The organism is Micromonospora sp. HNM0581, assembly GCF_012726175.1.
Lineage (GTDB): Bacteria > Actinomycetota > Actinomycetes > Mycobacteriales > Micromonosporaceae > Micromonospora.
Map to the genome: position 1 here is coordinate 174,340 of NZ_JAASAD010000002.1, position 19,352 is coordinate 193,691.

Below are 19,352 nucleotides of genomic sequence, written 5' to 3' on the forward strand. Positions count from 1 at the left end.
CTGGCGGCCCTGTCGAGGCGTCGCGGACTCACCGCGGCTCCGTGGCCGAGGGAGCGACGATGGCCAAGCCAGCCGACACCAGGACCGCAGGCCGCGAGCCGACGGCGAAGTCCACCCGCAGCGCCGCGGAGACGGAGAAGATTCGGGCCGCGTTGGCGGCTCGGCACGAGGAACTGAGAGCCGAGTACGATCAGACGCTGAGCGAGATCACCGAGCTGCAGCGCGACCGTCTCACCGATTCGGCCGGCGATGACCAGGCCGACACCGGGACCAAGACGTTCGAGCGGGAGCAGGAAATCTCCCTCGCCAACAGCATCCTGGAACGGATCACGCAGGTCGAGCGCGCTCTGGAGCGTCTCGACGAGGGTGGCTACGGCTGGTGCGAACGGTGCGGCAACCCCATCCCGGTGGAGCGGCTGGCCGCGTTCCCGTCCGCCACCCTCTGCGTGACCTGCAAGCAGCTGGAGGAGCGGCGCTGACGGTACGCTTCCCGGCGTTCGTGCGCGGCGGTGCGACCGCACCGTTGCGGTAGTCGATGGGGAGCAGATGAGCGCAGCACCGCCCGCTGGATCCGGCGCCACCGGGTCGGGCACCGCCACGAGAACGCGACGTCGGTCCGTCACGATCCTCCTCTCACTCGCGGCGTTCGCGCTGGCCGTCGACCTGCTGACCAAGCACCTGTCCCTCCAGGAACTCAGCGACCGGGAGCCGGTGCGACTGCTGGGTGGGGCTCTCTACCTGTCGCTCACCCGCAACAGCGGTGCCGCCTGGAGCATCGGCAGCGACTACACGTTCATCTTTCCGATCATTGCGCTCGGGGTGCTCGGCTGGATCGCCTGGATGGCGCGTACGTTACGTTCGGTTCCGTGGGCGATCGCGCTGGGCCTCGTGGTCGGCGGTGTCGTCGGCAATCTGATCGATCGGATCTTCCGGGCACCGGGCTGGTTCGTCGGGCACGTGGTCGACATGTTCAGCGTCTTCGACCCGTACGGTCGGGTCTTCCCGATCTTCAACGTCGCCGACAGTGCCCTGGTCTGCGGCGTGCTGCTCGCCGTCGGACTGGAGTTCACCGGACGCCAACGTGACGGCACCCGGGCGCTGGCCGACGACCGGCCGAGCGACACCGACCGGGCGGACACACCGACGCCGGACGGGGCTGCCGTCCGACAGCCGGCCGGGCAGGGCGACACCGACAGCGGACGGCAGGAGCAGGCGTGACGGCCACCTTCGCCACCGGGGGCGACCAGCGGAGCCTGCCGGTGCCCGACGGACTCGACGGGATGCGACTGGACCAGGCCGTCGCCCGGCTGTTCGGCCTGTCGCGGACCGCAGCCGCCGCGCTCGTCGACGCCGGGGAAGCGCTGGTTGACGGCGCGGTACGGCCCAACTCGCACAAGGTCCGGGCGGGTTCCTGGCTGGAGGTGACGCTGCCCGCGCCGGCCGCGGCACCGGTGGTGGTGCCCCGGGCGGTGCCCGGCCTGCGGGTGGTGTACGCCGACGACGACATCGTGGTGGTGGACAAGCCGGTCGGCGTGGCCGCCCACCCCAGTCCCGGATGGACCGGCCCGACCGTGATCGGCGGACTCGCCGCGATCGGGCACACGATCGCCACCAGTGGCGCGGCCGAGCGTCAAGGCGTCGTACACCGCCTCGACGTTGGCACCACCGGCGTCATGGTGGTGGCCAAGAGCGAGCAGGCGTACAGCGTGCTGAAACGAGCCTTCAAGTACCGGGAGGTGGAGAAGCGCTACCACGCGGTCGTGCAGGGGCACCTGGACCCGTTGCGCGGCACCGTCGACGCCCCGATCGACAGACATCCGCACCACGACTACCGCTGGGCGGTGGTATCCGGCGGCAAACCGAGTGTCACCCACTACGACACCATCGAGGCATTCCCGTCCGCGAGTCTTGTCGACGTACGGCTGGAAACGGGCCGGACCCATCAGATCCGGGTGCACTTCTCGACCCTGCGGCATCCGTGCGTGGGTGACCTCACGTACGGAGCGGATCCGACACTCGCCGCCCGGCTGCGACTGGACCGGCAGTGGTTGCACGCCAGAGAGTTGAGCTTCGAGCACCCCCGTACGGGGGACGAGGTTCGCTTCGTCAGCGACTACCCTGACGATCTGGGACGCGCGTTGGAACTCCTCCGCGACTGACGCGTCCACCCGTTTCGACCGACCGACGAGGGGACCGCCCGTGCGTGCCGGCGATCTGCTGCGGAAGTTGGACCAGCGGCTGCTGCCTCGCCTCGTGGCCACGGTGACACGCCTGGGCGATGGGCCGAACCGCACTCCGCTGCTCGGGTGGGTGACGATGCTGTCGTGTACGGCGGTGCTGGCCGCCGCCGTGCTCGCCACCGGTGGTCCACCTGTCCGGGATGGCACGGTCGGTGAGGTGACCCGGGTCGGGGTGGTGGACGGTGACTCCATCCCGAGGTACGCGGAGACGGCGGCGGCCGACCTGGCCGCGCTGGCCGGTTCACTCGGCGATGGCACGTACGCCCTGGTTTCGCTCACCGAGTACCTCACCCCGCAGCGGCTCGCCGCGGTGGTCGGTGACGTGGGGATCGCGGTGGTCTTCGGACGGGTGCCGCTTCCGCAGCGGCAGACCGAGGTCGTGCGCATCCCGACCCAGCGGGTGCCGGAGGACGTTACCGCCGGGATGGTCGAGCTTGCGGAGCTGAAGGAACGGGAGGCGGCCGACTACCGCGCCCGGGCCGCCGCGTTGGGTGGTGGTGGACCGCAGGAACGCGAACTGCGCGGCCTCTACCTCAGCGACGCCCGGGTCGCGGCGGCAGAGGCGGCGGCGTTCCGGGCCGAGTGCGCCTGCCTGTACGCCCTGGTGGTGCGTGCCGAACCGGCGAAGCTGCGGGGCGTCGCGGCCCGGTCCTCGGTGCGGGTGGTGGATCCCGCGCCCGAGGTACGGCGGCTGGAGCGGACGGTCTTCACCCCACCGTTGCCCGAGCAGCGCGATGTCGCGCGGCCACCGGTCGACCGGACGTCCACACCGGAACCGTCGAGGAGCGCCACCGTGCCCGCCACCGGTGACCCGTCCGCGCCGGAACCGACCGTGGCGAACCGGTCACCGGAACCGTCCACGGTGACGGATTCGTCACCGCCGTCACGTCCGTTGGCTCCCTCGGCGTCGACATGGACGCCGTTCACCTCGGTAGAAGTCCTCGCCGCGGTTTCCAGGGCCGACACGGTGACGGCCGGCGACACATCCGGGGGCCGCCCGGTGTGGCCTCAGTAGGCTTTCGTTCGTAGCCTGTCAGACGGAGACCGAAGCGCTGGGGAGGCAATCCGTGGAGGGCAGCGAGACCGGTTGGGGACGGCCCGCCGAACCGGCACCGCGGTGGCGGGCGCTGCTCGACCGAGCCCGCCTCGGTGGTCGCAGTGCGGAGCCGACCGCCAACGAGCGGCGGACCGAGGAGCCGGCACCGCCACCCGAGCCGTTACCGCGGCGTGGGCCGGGCGCCGGCTACGCGGGCCGGGTGCCGCCCGCAGGGCAGCCGGCAGACCGGTCGTACGGTGAGGAACCGGCCTACCGCACCGAGCCCGCCTATCGGGTCGACCCGGCGCGTCCCGCCCAGCCGTACCCGGGACAGCCGCCGTATCCGGCGGTGCCGGAGCCGCGTAGGCCGGAGCCGGTCGAGTCGCGGTACACCCTGCTGGACAACGGCTACCGGCATGCCGCGCCACCGGTCGAGTCCAGGTACGCCCTGCTGGACAACGGTGGTTACCAACCGCCCTCCGCGGCGGTGGTACCGCCGGCCGTGGCGCCACCGAACCCGCTACCGGTTGCTCCGCCACCGGTAGCCCCGTCCCCGGCTGCGGCGCCGCCGGGCATGGTGACCGGGCGCCCGGGACGCATCGAGTGGCGGGCGCAGAGCGCCGGCAGCGATCTCGAACGCGCTGCCGCCGCGCTCCGTCGCGATCTGGGTACGCCCCGGGTGATCGCCTTCGCCAACCCGAAGGGCGGGGTACACAAGACCACGGCCACCGTGTTGGCCGCGGCCACCATCGGCAGCGTACGTGGTCGTGGTGTGCTGGCCTGGGACGACAACGAGCTACGCGGCACCCTCGGTCTGCGCGCTGGCAGCGCCCGACATGCCCGCACCATCAGGCACCTGGTCGCCGACCTCGTCCAGATCGAGATCCGTGAGGGGGCTGAGCTGTTGGAAATTCTGGACGACTACCTGCGGCACGCCTCCGACGGGTCCTACGACGTGCTCGCCGGTGAGGAGAGCCCCCGGTTCGCCCAACGACTGGACCAGTTCACCGTCAAGCGGGTGCTGGAGTTGCTGCGCCGCACCCACGACGTCATCTGTGTGGACACCGGCAACAACGTGGAGAGTCCGAACTGGCGCACCGTCATGCAGGCCGCTGATCAGCTGGTGGTGACCACGGTGCCCCGTGAGGACGCCGCGTTCAGCGCGGACTGGATGCTCGACCTGCTCCACGAGGAGGGTATGGGTGAGCTGGCCGACAACGCCGTCACGCTCATCTCCTGCCCCACTCCGGGCCGGCTGCCGTTGCAGAACGACCTGGAGAAGCACTTCGCCACCCGGACCCGGGCGGTGACCGTGGTGCCGTACGACCCGGCGCTGGAAACCGGCTCTTCGATCGAGTACCACCAACTGCAGGGCGAGACCCGGCAGGCCTGGCTGCGGGCGGCCTCGGCGATGCTGGAGCCCTTCGGGCACTGAGTGGCCGCGGGCGGGCACATCTGTGCGCGCCACGTCACCGTGACATGAATGTGTCAGGGTGACATGACGGTGTCGGGTGAAGGTGCTCCCGCTTGGTTGCTCGGCGTGACCGGTCCGGGTCAGGTCGTGTGCGGTACGGGTCGCCGCGACACGGTGTACGAGCGGCGACGGTAGCTGCGAGGATCATCGGGTGAGCCCGACCACCCCTGCCGCCGAACCGCCCGCACGACCGTCGGCGGCCACCCCGCAGTCGTCGACCGAGCCGACCACAGAGCCGACCAGCCAGTCGACCACAGACTCGACTCAGTCGGCGACGGACGCCGCCGAGCCGACCGCCCAGCCGGCCGCTGGTCCACCCGGCGGGCTCAGCCGGGTGGTGGCGTCGGGGGTCGTCACCTTGTCGGTCCTGGGCCTGCTGGGAGCACCGTTGGGGTGGCTCTGGGCGGCGGTCGCGCCGGACACACCGGTCATCAAGAGCGGCGACGGCGCGGTGTACGGCCAGGCGCAACCGGAACAGCCCGTTGCCGCCGACGGGTGGTTCAGCCTGCTCGGGTTGGCATTCGGGGTGCTCGCCGCGCTCGCCGTGTGGTTCCTGCTGCGTCGCCACCGGGGACCGGTCGGGCTTGTCGTCGCCGCGGCCGGTGGCCTCACCGCCGCGCTCGTCGCCTGGCAGGTGGGGCGTCGGGTCGGCCTGGCCGGGTATCAGCGGCTGCTGGACACCGAACCGGACGGCACGTCCCTCAGTAAGCCGGCCGATCTGCGGGCCGGCGGGATCGAGCTGTTCCTCGGGGTGGTGCCGGTGCCCTACGGCAACGTGCTGCTGCCGGCGTTCGCCGCCGCGGTGACGTACACCCTGCTCGCCGGCTGGTCGCGGTGGCCGTCGCTGCGGCCCGAGCCGGAGCCAGACGGTGCCTGGCTCGCCGCGTGTCCGTCGCTGCCGAATGGGCCGACGGGCGGGTTCGGTTCCGCACCGGTGGGGTCGGCGGGCGAGGTCAGTTCGGGGCCGGCGGGGGCGAGGCCAGCTCCGTCAGCGGCACCGGAACCGCCCGCACCTGGCGCAGCAGAGCCGCCTCGCGGTTGAGTAGCTGCAGTTCGGCGCGGAGCCGGGTAGCGGTGTCGTCGATGGCCAGCAGTCGCTGGCGGTCGGTCACCGTCAACGCCGCGGTCGCGGCAACCAGGTGGGACAGTACCGTCGGGTCCTCGGGCAACTGCTCGGTCAAGTCGCCGGCCTCGGCCCGGATCACGCCCAGGTACTGCCGGAAGACGGCGGTCACCCGGGCCGCGAGTAGGTCGGCGGTCTCATCCGGGCCGTCCGGTTCTGGTAGCCACCGCACCTCGGCGGTCAGGTACGGCGCGGAGTCCCGGTCGACCTCGCCCAACCGGAAGCGTCGGCGTCCCACGGTGACGATGTCGAAGCCACCGTCCGCCAACTCGGTGACCTGCCGCAGCTCGGCCGTGCAGCCGACCTCGTGCAGGGTCACCTCGCCGGACGTGTCCTGACCGGCACCGGCGGCCACCTCCCAGCCGGTGCGGATGGCCACCACGCCGAACTCACGTGGCGCTCCCTCGGGCAGCTCGATCAGGTGTCGGACCAGCGTGCGGTACCGCTCCTCGAAGATGTGCAGCGGCAGCACCAGCCCAGGGAAGAGCACCGTGGCGAGCGGAAACACCGGCAGCCGTGCGGTCACGTGATCAAGCGTAGCCCTATCGGCGCGCTGCGGCGTGTCCCGGCTCACCGTCTCGGACAGCGGACGGCGCGGCCGGCACGGCGGCCGGCGGCCTAGACTCGCAGGCGTGCTGAACCGGATCGACCTGCGCGGTGGTGCGCGTGACCCGCGCCACCTGCTGCCTCGCGCCCAGCTCGACGTCTCGGTGGCGGTCGAACGCATCCGCCCGATCGTCGAGGCGGTACGCGAGCATGGTTATCCGGCGGTCCGTGCGGCCAGCGAGCGGTTCGACGGAGTCGCCCCGGAGGTGCTGCGGGTGCCGGCTTCGGCCATCGCGGCGGCGGAGGGCGCGCTCGACGTGCGGGTCCGGGCGGCGTTGCTGGAGTCGATCGCCCGGGCCCGGCGGGTGCACGCCGACCAACGGCGCGCCGACCACACCACCCAGGTCGTACCGGGCGGCACGGTGACCGAGCGGTGGATCCCCGTCGACCGGGTCGGCCTCTACGTCCCCGGTGGCCTGGCGATGTACCCGTCGACGGTGGTGATGAACGTGGTGCCGGCCCAGGCGGCCGGCGTCCGGTCGCTCGTGGTGGCCAGCCCGCCCCAGCAGGACAACGGCGGCCTGCCCGATCCGCGGGTGCTCGCCGCCTGCGCCTTGCTCGGCGTCGACGAGGTGTACGCCGTCGGCGGCGCCCAGGCCGTGGCGATGTTGGCGTACGGCTGCGCCGTCGACGCCACCGGCAACGCGCACTGCGCCCCGGTGGACATGATCACCGGCCCGGGAAACATCTGGGTCACCGCCGCGAAGCGGCTGCTACGCGGCGTGGTCGGCATCGACGCGGAGGCCGGCCCGACCGAGATCGCGATCCTGGCCGACGACACCGCCGATCCGGTGCACGTCGCCGCAGACCTGATCAGCCAGGCCGAACACGACCCCCTCGCGGCGAGTGTGCTGGTCACCCCGTCGGTCGCACTTGCCGACGCGGTGGACCGGGAACTGGCCCGACTGGTCCCGGCCACCAAGCACGCCGAGCGGATCGGTACCGCGTTGGGCGGCGAACAGAGCGGTGTGGTGCTCGTCGACGACCTGGCCGCAGGGCTGCGGGTGGTGGACGCGTACGCGGCGGAGCACCTGGAGATCCAGACCGCCGACGCCCGCCAGTGGGCGATGCGGGTACGCAACGCCGGGGCGGTCTTCGTGGGCGCGTACTCGCCGGTGTCGCTGGGCGACTACTGCGCCGGCTCCAATCACGTGCTGCCCACCGGAGGGTGCGCCCGGCACTCGTCCGGGCTGTCGGTGCAGTCGTTCCTGCGCGGGGTGCACCTGGTGGAGTACACCGAGCAGGCGCTGCGGGAGGTCGCCGGGCACGTGGTGACGCTGGCGAACGTGGAGGACCTGCCGGCGCACGGCCAAGCGGTCACCGCCCGCTTACCCGGTGCCGGTGGACAACCGTCGAGCGGGCCGGTCAGGTCGGCACAGACCGGGGTCACCGCATGATCGGATTGGACGATCTGCCGATCCGTGACGATCTGCGGGGGCTGTCGCCGTACGGTGCGCCCCAGCTGGACGTGCCGGTGCGGCTGAACACCAACGAGAACTCCCACCCGCTGCCGGCAGCGGTGGCCGAGGCGATCGGTAAGGCGCTCACGGCCGAGCTACGTGATCTGAACCGTTACCCCGACCGGGACGCGCTGGCGTTGCGGTCGGACCTGGCGACGTACCTCGGCCACGGGCTCACCGCCGATCACGTGTGGGCAGCCAACGGCTCCAACGAAATCCAGCAGCAGCTGCTCCAGGCGTTCGGTGGGCCGGGTCGCAGTGCGCTCGGGTTCTCCCCGGGGTATTCGATGCATCCGCTGCTGGCGCTCGGTACGGGCACCCGCTGGGTGCCTGCCCGGCGGGGTGCCGACTTCGGGCTGACCGCCGACGAGGCGGTCGCGCAGGTAGGCGAGCATCGGCCGGACGTCGTCTTCCTCTGCTCACCGAACAACCCCACCGGCACCGCCCTCGACCCGGCGGTGATCCGCGCGGTGCTCGACGCCGCCCCGGGGATGGTGGTGCTCGACGAGGCGTACGCGGAGTTCGCCAGGCCGGGCACGGTGAGCGCACTGTCGGTGCTGCCCGGGCACCCACGACTGGTGGTCACCCGGACGATGAGCAAGGCCTTCGGGTTCGCTGGCGGCCGGCTGGGCTACCTGGCCGCCGATCCGGCGGTGGTGGCGGCGGTGCAGCTGGTCCGGCTGCCGTACCACCTCTCCGCGCTCACCCAGGCTGCCGCGCGGGCCGCGTTGGCGCACCGCGACGCCCTGCTCGGGACCGTCAGCGAGATCATCGAGCAGCGTGACCGCATCGTCGGCGAACTGCGCCGCCGTGGCCTGCGGGTCGCCGACAGCGACGCGAATTTCGTGCTGTACGAGGTGGGCGGCGACCAGTCGGTCGCCTGGCGGGCACTGCTGGAGTACGGCGTGCTGGTGCGTGACGTGGGCGTGCCCGGCTGGTTGCGGGTCACCGCCGGCACCCGGTCCGAGACCGACGCCTTCCTCGCCGCCGTGGACAGTGTTCAGCGTGGGGGGCCCGTCGCCCCGCAGCCGCGACCGACGAAAGGCACATCATGAGCCGGACCGCCCGGGTGGAGCGGATCACCAAGGAGACCAAGGTTCTGGTCGAGGTGGACCTCGACGGCACCGGTGTTGCCGAGATCAGCACCGGGGTCGGCTTCTACGACCACATGCTCAACCAGATCGCCCGGCACGGTGGCTTCGACCTGACCGTACGTACCGTGGGTGACCTGGAGATCGACGCGCACCACACGATGGAGGACACCGCGCTGGCCCTCGGTGCCGCGTTCGACCAGGCGTTGGGTGACAAGGCCGGCATCCGCCGCTACGGGTCGGCGACCGTTCCCATGGACGAGGTGCTCGTACGGGCGGCCGTCGACCTCTCCGGCCGGCCGTACGTGGTGCACGACGAGCCGCTCCTGGCACCGTACATCGGCCCGGTGTACCCGACCAGCATGACCCGGCACATCTGGGAGTCCTTCGGTCAGGCAGCCCGGATCACCTTGCACGTCGACGTGTTGCGGGCGGCCCGGCCCGGCGGGCATCCGGACGCCCACCATGTGGTGGAGGCTCAGTTCAAGGCGGTGTCCCGGGCACTGCGGGAAGCCACTGCGGTGGATCCGACGGTGGGCGGGGCGATTCCCAGCACCAAGGGGGCGTTGTGACGAGCCCGGTTCCGGGGCGGCGGAGGTGCCGCCGGTGAGTGGCGTCCTGCCCACGTTGCTGCTGATCCTGGCCGGTGTGCTTGTCGGTGGTGCGTTGTCCCTGCACCGGCAGGGGGCGCCCCGTGGTGCGGTGATCGTCACCGCGCTGCTGGCCGTGCTGGCCACCGCCGCCGGTGTGCTCTGGCTGCTGCCGGGGGACGGGTCATGACCGGCGGGGCCGACGGCGGGGTGAACCCCGCTGGGCGGCGCCGGATCGTGGTGCTCGACTACGGGTCGGGCAACCTGCGTTCCGCCGAGCGTGCCCTGGCCGCGGCCGGAGCGGACGTGGCGGTCACCGGCGATCTCGTCGCCGCGGCCGACGCCGACGGTCTGGTGGTACCGGGGGTCGGTGCCTTCGCCGCCTGCATGGCCGGTATCGAGGAGGTCGGTGCCGGGCCGGTGATCGCCGAGCGGGTCGCTGCCGGCCGCCCGGTGCTGGGCATCTGCGTGGGCATGCAGATCCTCTTCGACTGCGGCGACGAGCACGGGGTGGTGACCGAGGGACTGGGCCTGCTGCCGGGTACGGTCACCCGGCTCGCCGCCACCCGGTTGCCGCACATGGGCTGGAACACCGTTCAGGCGCCGGTCGGCTCGGTGCTCTTCGCCGGCCTGCCCGCCGACAGCCGGTTCTACTTCGTCCACTCGTACGCCGTCGGTGACCCGGCTGCGCTCTCCGCGTCCGGGGCCCGGGTGACCACGGCTCACCACGACTGTGACTTCGTCGCGGCAGTGGAACGTGGCGCGTTGTCGGCAGCCCAGTTCCACCCTGAGAAGTCCGCCGACACCGGTGCCTCGTTGCTGCGCAACTGGCTGGCCACCGTGCCCGCCGGTGACTGAGCCGGTGGTCGGTGCCCGCCGGGGGTCACGGTGAGCAGGGAACGGGCGCAACGCCGGGCGGCCCGCGAGGCGGAGGCGGCCCGGCAGCGGGTGTTGCGGGAAAGAGCCACCGCCCGGCGGGCCCGCCGTCGGGCGCTCGTCCGCCGGGTGGTGCCGACGGTGCGTCGTGGCCGCACCGGCCGCCTATCGAGATACTCCCGGGGTGAGCGGGCCGCCATCGTGGCTCTCACCTTGGCCGCGATCGCCCTGATCTGGGTGTTCGTGCCCGACCTGGCACTGCGGATCGGGCTGATCCTGCTGCTGCTGCTCGTCCTGCCGGTGATCGTGGTGATCGCCCTGGACCGCCGTTGACCATGCGAGAGGGACAAGACACATGAGCCTCACCCTGTTGCCCGCCGTGGACGTCGCCGACGGCCAGGCCGTCCGCCTCGTGCAGGGCGCCGCCGGCAGCGAGACCACCTACGGCGACCCGCTGGAGGCCGCGCTGGCGTGGCAGCGCGACGGCGCCGAATGGATCCATCTGGTCGATCTCGATGCCGCGTTCGGTCGGGGCAGCAACGCTGGACTGCTCGCCGAGCTGGTGCGTCGCCTCGACGTACGGGTGGAACTGTCCGGGGGCATCCGTGACGACGCCTCACTACGCGCCGCGCTGGCCAGTGGTGCCGAGCGGGTGAACATCGGTACCGCCGCGCTCGAGGACCCGCAGTGGTGCGATCGGGTCTGCGCGGAGTACGGCGACCGGGTCGCCATCGGCCTGGATGTGCGTGGCCGGACCCTGGCGGCCCGGGGCTGGACCCGCGACGGCGGCGACCTGTACGAGGTGCTGGAGCGCCTCGACAAGGCCGGTGCTTCCCGCTACGTGGTCACCGACATCACCAAGGACGGCACCATGCGCGGGCCGAACCTGGACCTGCTGCGCGAGGTGTGTTCCCGCACCGACGCCCCGGTGGTCGCCTCCGGGGGTGTCTCCACCCTTGACGACCTGCGGGCGCTTGCCGCCCTCGAGCCGGTGGGCGTGGAAGGCGTCATCGCCGGCAAGGCGCTCTACGCGGGGGCGTTCACCGTGGCTGAAGCCCTGGTGGTCCTGACCAACCCGTGACCCTGGCTGCTTTCCACCTACCGGGCGGTGCCATCGCCCGACGGCAGAGGAAGGACTCTCCCATGCCCACCAACCGTGAGATCCGACTGGCTTCGCGCCCGCATGGCTGGCCCACCGAGGACAATTTCCGGTTGGTGACCGCTGAGATCCCGACGCCCGGTCCGGGGCAGCTGCTCGTGCGTAACCAGTACATGTCGGTGGATCCGTACATGCGTGGGCGGATGAACGACGTGCGTTCCTACGTACCGCCGTTCGCCCTGGACGCACCACTCGACGGCGGAGCGGTCGGCGAGGTGGTGGGCGGCGAGGCCGACGGTTTCGCCCCGGGTGACGTCGTGCTGCACGGCCTCGGCTGGCGGGACTACGCGCTTGTCGAGGCGAAGGCCGCGCGGAAGGTCGAGCCGGGTCTCGCGCCGGTTACCGCGTACCTCGGTGTGCTCGGGATGACCGGTCTGACCGCGTACGCCGGGCTGCGGGAGGTGGCCGTGCTGCGTCCGGGCGAGACGGTCTTCGTGTCCGGGGCGGCCGGTGCGGTCGGCAGCATGGTCGGTCAGATCGCCCGGCTCAGTGGAGCGGGTCGGGTGATCGGCAGCGCCGGGTCGCCAGCGAAGGTCGAGCGGTTGACGGCGCTCGGCTTCGACGTCGCGTTCGACTACCACGACGGCCCGGTACGCGACCTGCTGCGGGCTGCCGCGCCCGACGGCGTCGACGTCTACTTCGACAACGTGGGCGGCGAGCATCTGGAGGCCGCCATCTCGTCGATGAACCTGCACGGCCGGGCGGCGATCTGCGGCATGATCTCGCAGTACAACGAGACCGAGGCGCCGGCTGCCCCGAGTAACCTGGCTCAGATCATCGGTAAGCGGCTCACCCTGCGCGGTTTCCTGGTCAGCGATCACGGCCACCTGCGGGAGCAGTTCGTGCGGGAGGTCTCCGGGTGGCTGCGCGCGGGGACGCTGACGTACGACGAGACGGTCGTCGACGGTCTGGAGAACGCTCCCTCGGCCTTCCTGGGTCTGCTGCGGGGGGAGAACCTCGGCAAGATGCTGGTGCGGCTGTGACCGTCGGTGCGGCTGGCCGGGGCGCTGGGCGGCGTACGGACGGCGATAGGCTCGTCACATGACGGTGGCGGTGCGGGTGATTCCCTGTCTCGATGTGGACGCGGGCCGGGTGGTCAAGGGTGTCAACTTCCTCGATCTGCGGGACGCGGGCGACCCCGTCGAGTTGGCTGCCGCGTACGACCGCGCGGGCGCCGACGAGTTGACCTTTCTTGACGTCACCGCTTCCTCCAGCGACCGGGGCACGATGCTCGACGTGGTCCGGCGTACGGCGGAGTCGGTCTTCATCCCGTTGACCGTCGGCGGTGGGGTTCGCACGGTGGCTGACGTGGACACCCTGCTGCGCGCGGGAGCGGACAAGATCGGGGTGAACACGGCGGCGATCGCCCGGCCGGAGCTGCTCGCGGAGATCGCCGAACGGTTTGGTCGGCAGGTGCTGGTGCTCTCGCTCGACGTGCGGCGGGCCCCGGAGGGTGCCACTTCGAGCGGTTTCGAGGTGACCACGCACGGTGGTCGGCGCGGCACCGGGCTGGACGCCGTGTGGTGGGCGCGTCGCGGCGCCGAGCTGGGCGCCGGTGAGATCCTGCTCAACTCGATGGACGCCGACGGCACGAAAGTCGGTTTCGATCTTGAGCTCATCGGCGCGGTGCGTCGGGTCGTCGATGTCCCGGTGGTGGCCAGTGGTGGTGCGGGTGAGGTGGCCCACTTTCCCGCGGCGGTCGGCGCGGGCGCCGACGCGGTGCTGGCCGCCAGCGTGTTCCATTTCGGCGAGCTGACGGTGGCGCAGGTCAAGGACGTGCTGCGTGCTGCCGGGCACCCGGTGCGCTGACGCCGGGAGTCAGCCGAGGTCGGAGCGTCCCTCGGGGGAGCGTCGGGGCATCGGGATGGACCGCACGAGATATTCCTGCACGGCGGCAGCGTGTTCCTGCTCGTCGAGGTGCCAGTCTGCGGTACCCGGCGTGTGTCGACGGCTGAGTACGCCCTGCACGGTGTCGACCGTGGTGGCTAGCCCGGCGCTGGGTCGTGATCGCCACAGGTGCTCGCCGTCCGGGGTGATCCGGAACCAGCCGTCGGAGACGTCGACGAGCCCGGCGCCGAGTAGGCGGCGGATCGCCTCCTCGATGTCGTGCCGTCCGGGAATGCTGCGGTCGAGGTGGTCGGCCGTGGAGAGTACGTCGGTGAGGCGTACTCCCTCTGGACGGCGGGTGGTCGTGGAGCGTCGGTGGCGTCCGGCACCGCTGGCGATCACCAGCGAGACGAAGATCCATGCGTCGGTGCGACGCCAGGCGTTGTCCCCCATGCGGAGATTCTGCCGGGCGACACCGTGTCAGGAAAACACCGGCCACTGTGCTGAGACCGTGAGTGGCGTCATGATTGCCGAGGGTCGTTGCGGGTGGACGGGGGCAGCCCGATCCGGTATGGGTCGTCGGCGCGGGCCGGTTGTCAGGTGGCCGGGGCCGGTTCGATTCGTTCCACGGTCGGCGGGGCCGGTTCGGCCACATCGAACAGCGGTAGGAACAGCTGGGCCAGCGGTCCGATGGTGAGCGCGTACGCGATGGTGCCGATGCCGACCGTGCCGCCGAGCACCGCGCCCACGGCCAGCACGCCGACCTCGATGACGGTGCGGACCAGGCGTAGCGACCAGCTGGGTCGGCGGGCGGCCAGGCCGGTCATCAGACCGTCCCGAGGGCCGGGTCCGAGCCGGGCGCCGAGGTAGAGCGCGGTGGCCGTACCGTTGCCGACGATCCCGGCGACCAGGAGGACGATCCGCAGCGGTAGTGGGCCCCCGGGGGGCAGCAGGGCCAGGGTCGCGTCGACCGTCAGGCCGATCACCACCACGTTGGCCAGGGTGCCGAGACCAGGACGCTGGCGTAGTGGGATCCAGGCCAGCAGCACCAGCACGCCCACCGCGATGACCACGGTGCCCATGCTCAGGCCGGTGAGCCGGGACAGACCCTGGTGGAAGACGTCCCATGGGTTCAGGCCGAGCCCGGAGCGGATCATCAGCGCCATGCTGAAGCCGTAGAGGACGAGCCCGACGAACAGGTGGGTCAGCCGTCGGGTCGGTCGGTGTCGGAGGTTGCCAATTAGTACCACGCATGCCACTCTAGGTGCCAGTTGGCTGCTCGATAGAGCCAATATCGGGAGAGTGGCCATGGTAAGTCAGGTGCGTGGGGTCCAATTGGCGCGGCTGCTCGGGCAGTGGCACGCCCTGCCCGGCCGGCGACGCAGCCCCGACTATGCGGCGCTGGCCGGTGCGGTGCGCGGTCTGCTCGCCGACGGGCGGCTACCCCTCGGCGTCCGCCTGCCCGCCGAGCGGGACCTGGCCGAAGCGTTGCGGGTCAGCCGTACCACGGTGACGGCCGCCTACCGCGAACTGCGCGACAGCGGACACCTGGCCAGCCGGCGAGGCGCCGGCAGCTGGACGATGCTGCCGGGGACGCACCGGGTGGCGCCGAACGGGCTCTGGATTCCACTGGACGACCGGGACATGCTCGACCTCGGGGTCGCGGCCTTGGCCGCCCCACCCGAGCTACTGCCGGCAGCCCGCGCCGCGGCCGAGGACCTGCCCCGCTACCTCAACGGTGCCGGGTACCACCCGATCGGGATCGTCGAGCTGCGAGAGGCGGTCGCCCAGCGGTACGCCGAGCGGGGGTTACCCACCTCACCCGACCAGATCATGGTCACCAACGGCACACAGCACGCCCTGGACCTGGTGCTGCGGTTGACGCTCGTACCCGGCGGCGGGGTGCTCGTCGAGTCGCCGAGCTACCCGAACGCGCTGGCGGCACTGAACGCCCGACGGGCCCGGATCACCACGCACGGACTCGCCGCCGACACCGGCGGCTGGGACGCGGACCTGCTGCTGGGCACCCTGCGGCAGGTGCGACCGCGGGTCGGCTATCTGATTCCCGACTTCCAGAACCCGACCGGGCACCTCATGCCGGCCGAGTTGAGGGAACGGCTGGTCGCCACCGCCCACGCGGTCGGCACCGACCTGGTGATCGACGAGTCGTTCGTGGACCTGCCGCTGGACGGGACCGACCTGCCCCCGCCGACGGCGAGCTTCGACAGGCACTCCCGGGTGGTGAGCATCGGCGGCATGAGCAAGCCGTTCTGGGGCGGGCTGCGGATCGGGTGGATTCGCGCCTCGGCACCACTGGTGCAGCGGCTCGCCGCGGCACGGGTGGGTGTCGACATGTCCAGCCCGGTGCTCGACCAACTGGTGGCGGTGCACCTCCTCGACGCCGCGCCGGCCATCGTGGCCGCCCGGCGGGCACAGCTGGCAGTGCAACGGGACGCGTTGCTCGCCGCACTGGCCGACCGGCTGCCGGAGTGGCGGGTCACCGCACCGCGCGGCGGAGTGACGCTCTGGGCCGAGCTGGACGGGCCGGTCTCCAGCGCCTTGGCGCGGGCCGCCGAAGAGGTTGGTGTGCGATTGGCGCCCGGCCCTCGCTTCGGCCTCGACGGGACGCTGGAGCGCTTCCTGCGGCTGCCGTTCACCCTGCCGGTCACCGACCTGGTCGAGGCTGTCGGACGGATCGCGGCGGTTCGCTACGACCTGGACCGGGCGGGGTCGTCCCGCTGGCAGGAGCCGAGCGTCATCGCCTGAACGGGGCGACCCCGTCGAGGCGGGTGTGATCGTGCGACCTGGGGCGGCCCCGCACCCTGGACAGGGGCGGGCGCGGGGCCGACGCGGTGGGTGTCAGATCTCGGCGACCGAGCCGTTGTACATCTTGTCGATCTCGTCGGAGAAGTTGCTCTCCACCCCGCGACGCTTGATCTTCAGCGACGGGGTGATCTCACCATCCTCGATGGTCAGGTCACGCGGGAGGATCGTGACCTTCTTGATGGTTTCCCAGCGGTTCAGCTTCTGGTTGAGCTGGGCGACGTATTCCTGCACCATCGCCTCGGCCTCCGGGGAGGCGACGATCTCGGCGTAGGGGCGACCCGCGAGCGGGGTGCCGGCCGCCCAGCCGGTGATGGCGTCCGGGTCCAGCGTGACGAGCATCGTGCAGTAGTTGCGTGCCTGGCCGATGACCACGGCCTGCGAGGTGTACGGGCAGGTGGCCTTGAACATGCCCTCGATGTACGACGGTGCGACGTACTTGCCGCCGGAGGTCTTGACCAGGTCCTTCTTCCGGTCGGTGATGCGTAGGTAACCGTCGTCGTCGAGACTGCCGATGTCACCGGTACGGAAGAAGCCGTCCTCGGTGAAGGCGGCGGCGGTCTCCTCAGGCAGGTTGTGGTAGCCCCGCATCACCGGACGCCCCTTGACCAGGACCTCGCCGTCGGTGTCGAGGCGGCACTCAAGGTCGCCCATGGCCTTGCCGACGGTGCCGATACGCAGCCCGTCGGGCGGGTTGACGAAGTTGCCGGCGCTGGTCTCGGTCAGTCCGTAGCCCTCGGAGATCGGCAGGTTCGCGGCGGCGAAGAAGGTGGCGATCTCCGGGCTGAGCGGGGCGGCACCGGAGACCAGTACCCGGATCCGGCCGCCGAGACGGGCCTGGAGCTTGCTGAAGACCAACTTCTCGGCAAGAGCGTACTTGAACTTCAACCCACCCGGCACCGGCTTACCGGCCTGCTCCAGGGCGACCTTCTCTTTGCCGACCTCCACCGCCCAGGCAAAGATCTTGGCCTTCGCTCCACCGGCGTCCTGAGCGGTGGTGACCGATTTGTTGTAGACCTTCTCGTAGACCCGGGGTGCGCCACACATCAATGTCGGGCGGACCACCGAGAGCAACTCGACGAGCTTGTCGACCCGGCCGTCCACGTACGTGGGCAGGCCGACGTGCGTGGCGCCGCAGAGCAGCGTCTTGCCGAACGAGTGGGACAGCGGCAGCCAGAGATACTGCAGGTCGTCTACGCGGAGCAGCCCGACCGCCTCCTGGGCCACACCTTCCCAGCACCAGCCGCCGTGCAGCAACTCGACGCCCTTGGGGCGGCCGGTGGTGCCGGAGGTGTAGATCAGGGTGGCCAGATGATCCGGGCCGATGTCGGCGACCAGACGTTCGATCAGCTCCGGCTCCTCGGCCAGCCGCCGGTTGCCCTGCTCCTCCAACTGGGCGAGGGTCAGTTGGGGAACGGTCGCGGTCGGGTCTGGGGCGCCGTCGAAGAGGATCACGTGGGTGAGCGCGGGTAGTGCAGCGCCGGCGATCTTCGCCGCCTGGTCCGGGTCCTCCGCGAACAGCACGCTGGAGCCGGAGTCGGAGATGATGTAGGTGGCGTCCTCAGGTTCTGTGGTCGGGTAGACCGTGGTCGTGGCCCCGCTGGCGCACATGATGCCGAAGTCGGCGATCACCCACTCGAGCCGGGTGTTTGCCAGGATGGCGACCCGGTCCTCCTGGCCGACGCCGAGGTCGTGCAGGCCGGCGGCGACCGCCTTGGCCCGCTGCGCGACCTGTGCCCAGGTCAGCCAGACCGGCCCGGTCGGCCCGGGGTGAGCGAAAGCGTGACGGTCGGGGGACGCTGCCACGCGCTTGAGGAACATGTCAGGGATGGAGCTGTACGGTACATCGAGAGCCATCGCTGTAGCCGCCTTCGGGGGTGGAGGCGTGACGGACGTCACGGTCGGTGTTCGTTACCGAAGGGTATTGCCTGCCCCCGGGCATCGGCTAGCCCTAACGATCATCGACCGGCCTGCTCCCGACGAACGGCACCACCGGCTCAGGCGTAGCGCGCTGCCGCTCGTGACCAGTCGTAGGTGGCCCGGATCCAGTTCCGCCGGGTGTCGAGCGCCGGGCGTACCGCGTCGCCGTGGGCGGCCAACAGATCGGTCTCGGCCGCCAGGTACGCCCCGAGTCGTTCGTTGAACCGGTCGGTAGCTACCCGCAGCGCCGTCGACTCGTCGCCGGTCTCCCTGGCCAGTACCGTGATCAGGTTGTGCGCGTCAGGCCCTCCGTGATGCTCCTTGCGGTAGGAGAAGACGTCGTTGCACCAGCAAATCAGGTCGGCGGCCAGGGTCTCCAGGGCAGCCCAGTCCGGGTCGGCGCGACGTACGGCTGACGGAAAGCCGTCAATCACCAGGTCGGTGAGGGTGAGGCTAGGGTACACGGCACCCGTGTACCGGCGCATCTGGACGTACTCGTCGACCGGTGGGACACGCTCGTGCTCCCGGTTCGCCGCCTCCCACAGCAGCGCGAGCAGGTAGTCCCGCATCCCGGCGACGAACCGCAGCAGCGCGGCGGGACGCCGGTGCCCGCGGATGCGTTGACACAGGTCGGCCAGGCCGAGCGCCAGCGTCCCGGCGGCTCCGGGCGGCACCGGACCGGGTGCGCCCTGACGGTCCAGCACGTCCAGCAGCGCGGCCACGGTCGGCGCGAGACGGGCGGGCTGGTCGCCGAGTCCGTCCTCGTCGCAGGCGTCGTCCATCACGAACAGCCAGGAAATCAGGTCGGCCAGCAGGCGCAGGCGTTCCCGGGGAACGTACGGGCAGGCCCGCCCGGCCAGCCCGGCAGCATCCGCGCGACGCAGCCGTTGCCCGTTACTGATCAAGCCAAGATCCTGTGCCCAACCCGTACTTTCCCGGGCCACGCTCTCGGTGTCGCCGTGCCGGACGCCGATGAACGGAGGCTCTCGCAGGGCCGAGACCACAAAGCTTCGCATCGCGCTCCCTGTCGCCGCCCCCCCACGAGGCGGCGCGGACAGCGTACGGGAGGCCCGAAGGCGGTCGGTCGATGCGTCGAATAACGTTTCGGATTTGGCGGCGACCCGTTC

General features: G+C 71.3%; 21 protein-coding genes. 16 read left to right on the plus strand and 5 right to left on the minus strand.

Going from position 1 to position 19,352, the window contains the following annotated elements:
* Nucleotides 1–59: 59 nt before the first annotated feature.
* From HCA58_RS03700 to HCA58_RS03725, 6 genes are all read left to right on the plus strand, one after another.
* Entirely contained in the window at nucleotides 60–479 is a 420-nt protein-coding gene (locus tag HCA58_RS03700) for a TraR/DksA C4-type zinc finger protein (protein ID WP_169596320.1), read from the plus strand.
* 67 nt (nucleotides 480–546) lie between these two features.
* A complete protein-coding gene (gene lspA, locus HCA58_RS03705) occupies nucleotides 547–1,218 on the plus strand; it encodes a signal peptidase II (RefSeq protein ID WP_169596321.1) in 672 nt (223 codons plus the stop codon).
* Entirely contained in the window at nucleotides 1,215–2,159 is a 945-nt protein-coding gene (locus HCA58_RS03710; RefSeq protein WP_169596322.1) for an RluA family pseudouridine synthase, read from the plus strand. The genes lspA and HCA58_RS03710 overlap by 4 nt, the downstream gene beginning before the upstream one ends.
* Nucleotides 2,160–2,199: 40 nt before the next feature.
* Nucleotides 2,200–3,255, plus strand: a complete 1,056-nt coding sequence (locus HCA58_RS03715) for a hypothetical protein (RefSeq protein WP_205807497.1) — start codon at nucleotides 2,200–2,202, stop codon at nucleotides 3,253–3,255.
* A gap of 52 nt (nucleotides 3,256–3,307) precedes the next feature.
* Nucleotides 3,308–4,711 (plus strand): AAA family ATPase, encoded by a 1,404-nt coding sequence (locus tag HCA58_RS03720; protein WP_169596323.1) that lies wholly within the window; start codon nucleotides 3,308–3,310, stop codon nucleotides 4,709–4,711.
* A 190-nt stretch (nucleotides 4,712–4,901) separates the two neighbouring features.
* Entirely contained in the window at nucleotides 4,902–5,792 is an 891-nt protein-coding gene (locus HCA58_RS03725; protein WP_169596324.1) for a DUF2567 domain-containing protein, read from the plus strand.
* Here the strand turns inward: HCA58_RS03725 and HCA58_RS03730 are convergent.
* A complete protein-coding gene (locus tag HCA58_RS03730) occupies nucleotides 5,704–6,399 on the minus strand; it encodes an LON peptidase substrate-binding domain-containing protein (protein ID WP_169596325.1) in 696 nt (231 codons plus the stop codon). The two genes, HCA58_RS03725 and HCA58_RS03730, sit on opposite strands and share 89 nt — an antisense overlap.
* Before the next feature lie 106 nt (nucleotides 6,400–6,505).
* On the opposite strand from HCA58_RS03730, the gene hisD reads away from it, so the two are divergent.
* From hisD to hisF, 9 genes are all read left to right on the plus strand, one after another.
* A complete protein-coding gene (gene hisD, locus HCA58_RS03735) occupies nucleotides 6,506–7,876 on the plus strand; it encodes a histidinol dehydrogenase (RefSeq protein WP_169596326.1) in 1,371 nt (456 codons plus the stop codon).
* Complete coding sequence (locus HCA58_RS03740; RefSeq protein ID WP_169596327.1) at nucleotides 7,873–8,994, plus strand: histidinol-phosphate transaminase; 1,122 nt, start codon at nucleotides 7,873–7,875, stop codon at nucleotides 8,992–8,994. The genes hisD and HCA58_RS03740 overlap by 4 nt, the downstream gene beginning before the upstream one ends.
* On the plus strand, nucleotides 8,991–9,602 hold the full coding sequence (gene hisB, locus HCA58_RS03745; RefSeq protein ID WP_169596328.1) for an imidazoleglycerol-phosphate dehydratase HisB: 612 nt from the start codon (nucleotides 8,991–8,993) through the stop codon (nucleotides 9,600–9,602). The genes HCA58_RS03740 and hisB overlap by 4 nt, the downstream gene beginning before the upstream one ends.
* Before the next feature lie 25 nt (nucleotides 9,603–9,627).
* The gene (locus HCA58_RS03750; protein ID WP_346775859.1) at nucleotides 9,628–9,810 is read left to right on the plus strand and encodes a hypothetical protein; all 183 of its coding nucleotides are present in this window, start codon (nucleotides 9,628–9,630) and stop codon (nucleotides 9,808–9,810) included.
* On the plus strand, nucleotides 9,807–10,478 hold the full coding sequence (gene hisH, locus HCA58_RS03755; protein ID WP_169596330.1) for an imidazole glycerol phosphate synthase subunit HisH: 672 nt from the start codon (nucleotides 9,807–9,809) through the stop codon (nucleotides 10,476–10,478). Before HCA58_RS03750 ends, hisH begins: the two co-directional genes overlap by 4 nt.
* A gap of 30 nt (nucleotides 10,479–10,508) precedes the next feature.
* On the plus strand, nucleotides 10,509–10,829 hold the full coding sequence (locus HCA58_RS03760) for a hypothetical protein (protein WP_169596331.1): 321 nt from the start codon (nucleotides 10,509–10,511) through the stop codon (nucleotides 10,827–10,829).
* A gap of 22 nt (nucleotides 10,830–10,851) precedes the next feature.
* Nucleotides 10,852–11,577, plus strand: a complete 726-nt coding sequence (gene priA / locus HCA58_RS03765; RefSeq protein WP_169596332.1) for a bifunctional 1-(5-phosphoribosyl)-5-((5-phosphoribosylamino)methylideneamino)imidazole-4-carboxamide isomerase/phosphoribosylanthranilate isomerase PriA — start codon at nucleotides 10,852–10,854, stop codon at nucleotides 11,575–11,577.
* Nucleotides 11,578–11,639: 62 nt separating this feature from the next.
* Nucleotides 11,640–12,638 carry an NADP-dependent oxidoreductase gene (locus HCA58_RS03770; RefSeq protein WP_169596333.1) on the plus strand — a complete coding sequence of 333 codons (999 nt, stop codon included), beginning with the start codon at nucleotides 11,640–11,642 and terminating at the stop codon, nucleotides 12,636–12,638.
* Between the two features lie 58 nt (nucleotides 12,639–12,696).
* Nucleotides 12,697–13,464 carry an imidazole glycerol phosphate synthase subunit HisF gene (hisF, locus tag HCA58_RS03775; protein ID WP_169596334.1) on the plus strand — a complete coding sequence of 256 codons (768 nt, stop codon included), beginning with the start codon at nucleotides 12,697–12,699 and terminating at the stop codon, nucleotides 13,462–13,464.
* A gap of 9 nt (nucleotides 13,465–13,473) precedes the next feature.
* Here the strand turns inward: hisF and HCA58_RS03780 are convergent, their stop codons facing one another.
* Both HCA58_RS03780 and HCA58_RS03785 read right to left on the minus strand, forming a co-directional pair.
* Complete coding sequence (locus HCA58_RS03780) at nucleotides 13,474–13,935, minus strand: hypothetical protein (protein ID WP_169596335.1); 462 nt, start codon at nucleotides 13,933–13,935, stop codon at nucleotides 13,474–13,476.
* 143 nt (nucleotides 13,936–14,078) lie between these two features.
* Nucleotides 14,079–14,732 carry a hypothetical protein gene (locus HCA58_RS03785; protein WP_169596336.1) on the minus strand — a complete coding sequence of 218 codons (654 nt, stop codon included), beginning with the start codon at nucleotides 14,730–14,732 and terminating at the stop codon, nucleotides 14,079–14,081.
* Between the two features lie 58 nt (nucleotides 14,733–14,790).
* Between HCA58_RS03785 and HCA58_RS03790 the strand changes: the two genes are divergently transcribed.
* On the plus strand, nucleotides 14,791–16,248 hold the full coding sequence (locus HCA58_RS03790) for a PLP-dependent aminotransferase family protein (protein ID WP_169596623.1): 1,458 nt from the start codon (nucleotides 14,791–14,793) through the stop codon (nucleotides 16,246–16,248).
* Between the two features lie 93 nt (nucleotides 16,249–16,341).
* Here the strand turns inward: HCA58_RS03790 and HCA58_RS03795 are convergent, their stop codons facing one another.
* Nucleotides 16,342–18,162: a long-chain fatty acid--CoA ligase gene (locus HCA58_RS03795; RefSeq protein ID WP_169596337.1), complete on the minus strand. Its 1,821-nt coding sequence runs from the start codon at nucleotides 18,160–18,162 to the stop codon at nucleotides 16,342–16,344.
* A 140-nt stretch (nucleotides 18,163–18,302) separates the two neighbouring features.
* Nucleotides 18,303–19,241, minus strand: a complete 939-nt coding sequence (locus HCA58_RS03800) for a terpene synthase (RefSeq protein WP_169596338.1) — start codon at nucleotides 19,239–19,241, stop codon at nucleotides 18,303–18,305.
* Between the last annotated feature and the right edge of the window lie 111 nt (nucleotides 19,242–19,352).

Excerpts from the sequence above, each read along its gene's own strand:
- HCA58_RS03700 (WP_169596320.1), top strand. The coding sequence starts at position 60 with ATGGCCAAGCCAGCCGACACCAGGACCGCAGGCCGCGAGCCGACGGCG.
- lspA (WP_169596321.1), top strand. The coding sequence starts at position 547 with ATGAGCGCAGCACCGCCCGCTGGATCCGGCGCCACCGGGTCGGGCACC.
- HCA58_RS03740 (WP_169596327.1), top strand. The coding sequence starts at position 7,873 with ATGATCGGATTGGACGATCTGCCGATCCGTGACGATCTGCGGGGGCTG.
- hisB (WP_169596328.1), top strand. The coding sequence starts at position 8,991 with ATGAGCCGGACCGCCCGGGTGGAGCGGATCACCAAGGAGACCAAGGTT.
- hisH (WP_169596330.1), top strand. The coding sequence starts at position 9,807 with ATGACCGGCGGGGCCGACGGCGGGGTGAACCCCGCTGGGCGGCGCCGG.
- priA (WP_169596332.1), top strand. The coding sequence starts at position 10,852 with ATGAGCCTCACCCTGTTGCCCGCCGTGGACGTCGCCGACGGCCAGGCC.
- HCA58_RS03770 (WP_169596333.1), top strand. The coding sequence starts at position 11,640 with ATGCCCACCAACCGTGAGATCCGACTGGCTTCGCGCCCGCATGGCTGG.
- hisF (WP_169596334.1), top strand. The coding sequence starts at position 12,697 with ATGACGGTGGCGGTGCGGGTGATTCCCTGTCTCGATGTGGACGCGGGC.
- HCA58_RS03780 (WP_169596335.1), bottom strand. The coding sequence starts at position 13,935 with ATGGGGGACAACGCCTGGCGTCGCACCGACGCATGGATCTTCGTCTCG.
- HCA58_RS03790 (WP_169596623.1), top strand. The coding sequence starts at position 14,791 with ATGGTAAGTCAGGTGCGTGGGGTCCAATTGGCGCGGCTGCTCGGGCAG.
- HCA58_RS03795 (WP_169596337.1), bottom strand. The coding sequence starts at position 18,162 with ATGGCTCTCGATGTACCGTACAGCTCCATCCCTGACATGTTCCTCAAG.
- HCA58_RS03800 (WP_169596338.1), bottom strand. The coding sequence starts at position 19,241 with ATGCGAAGCTTTGTGGTCTCGGCCCTGCGAGAGCCTCCGTTCATCGGC.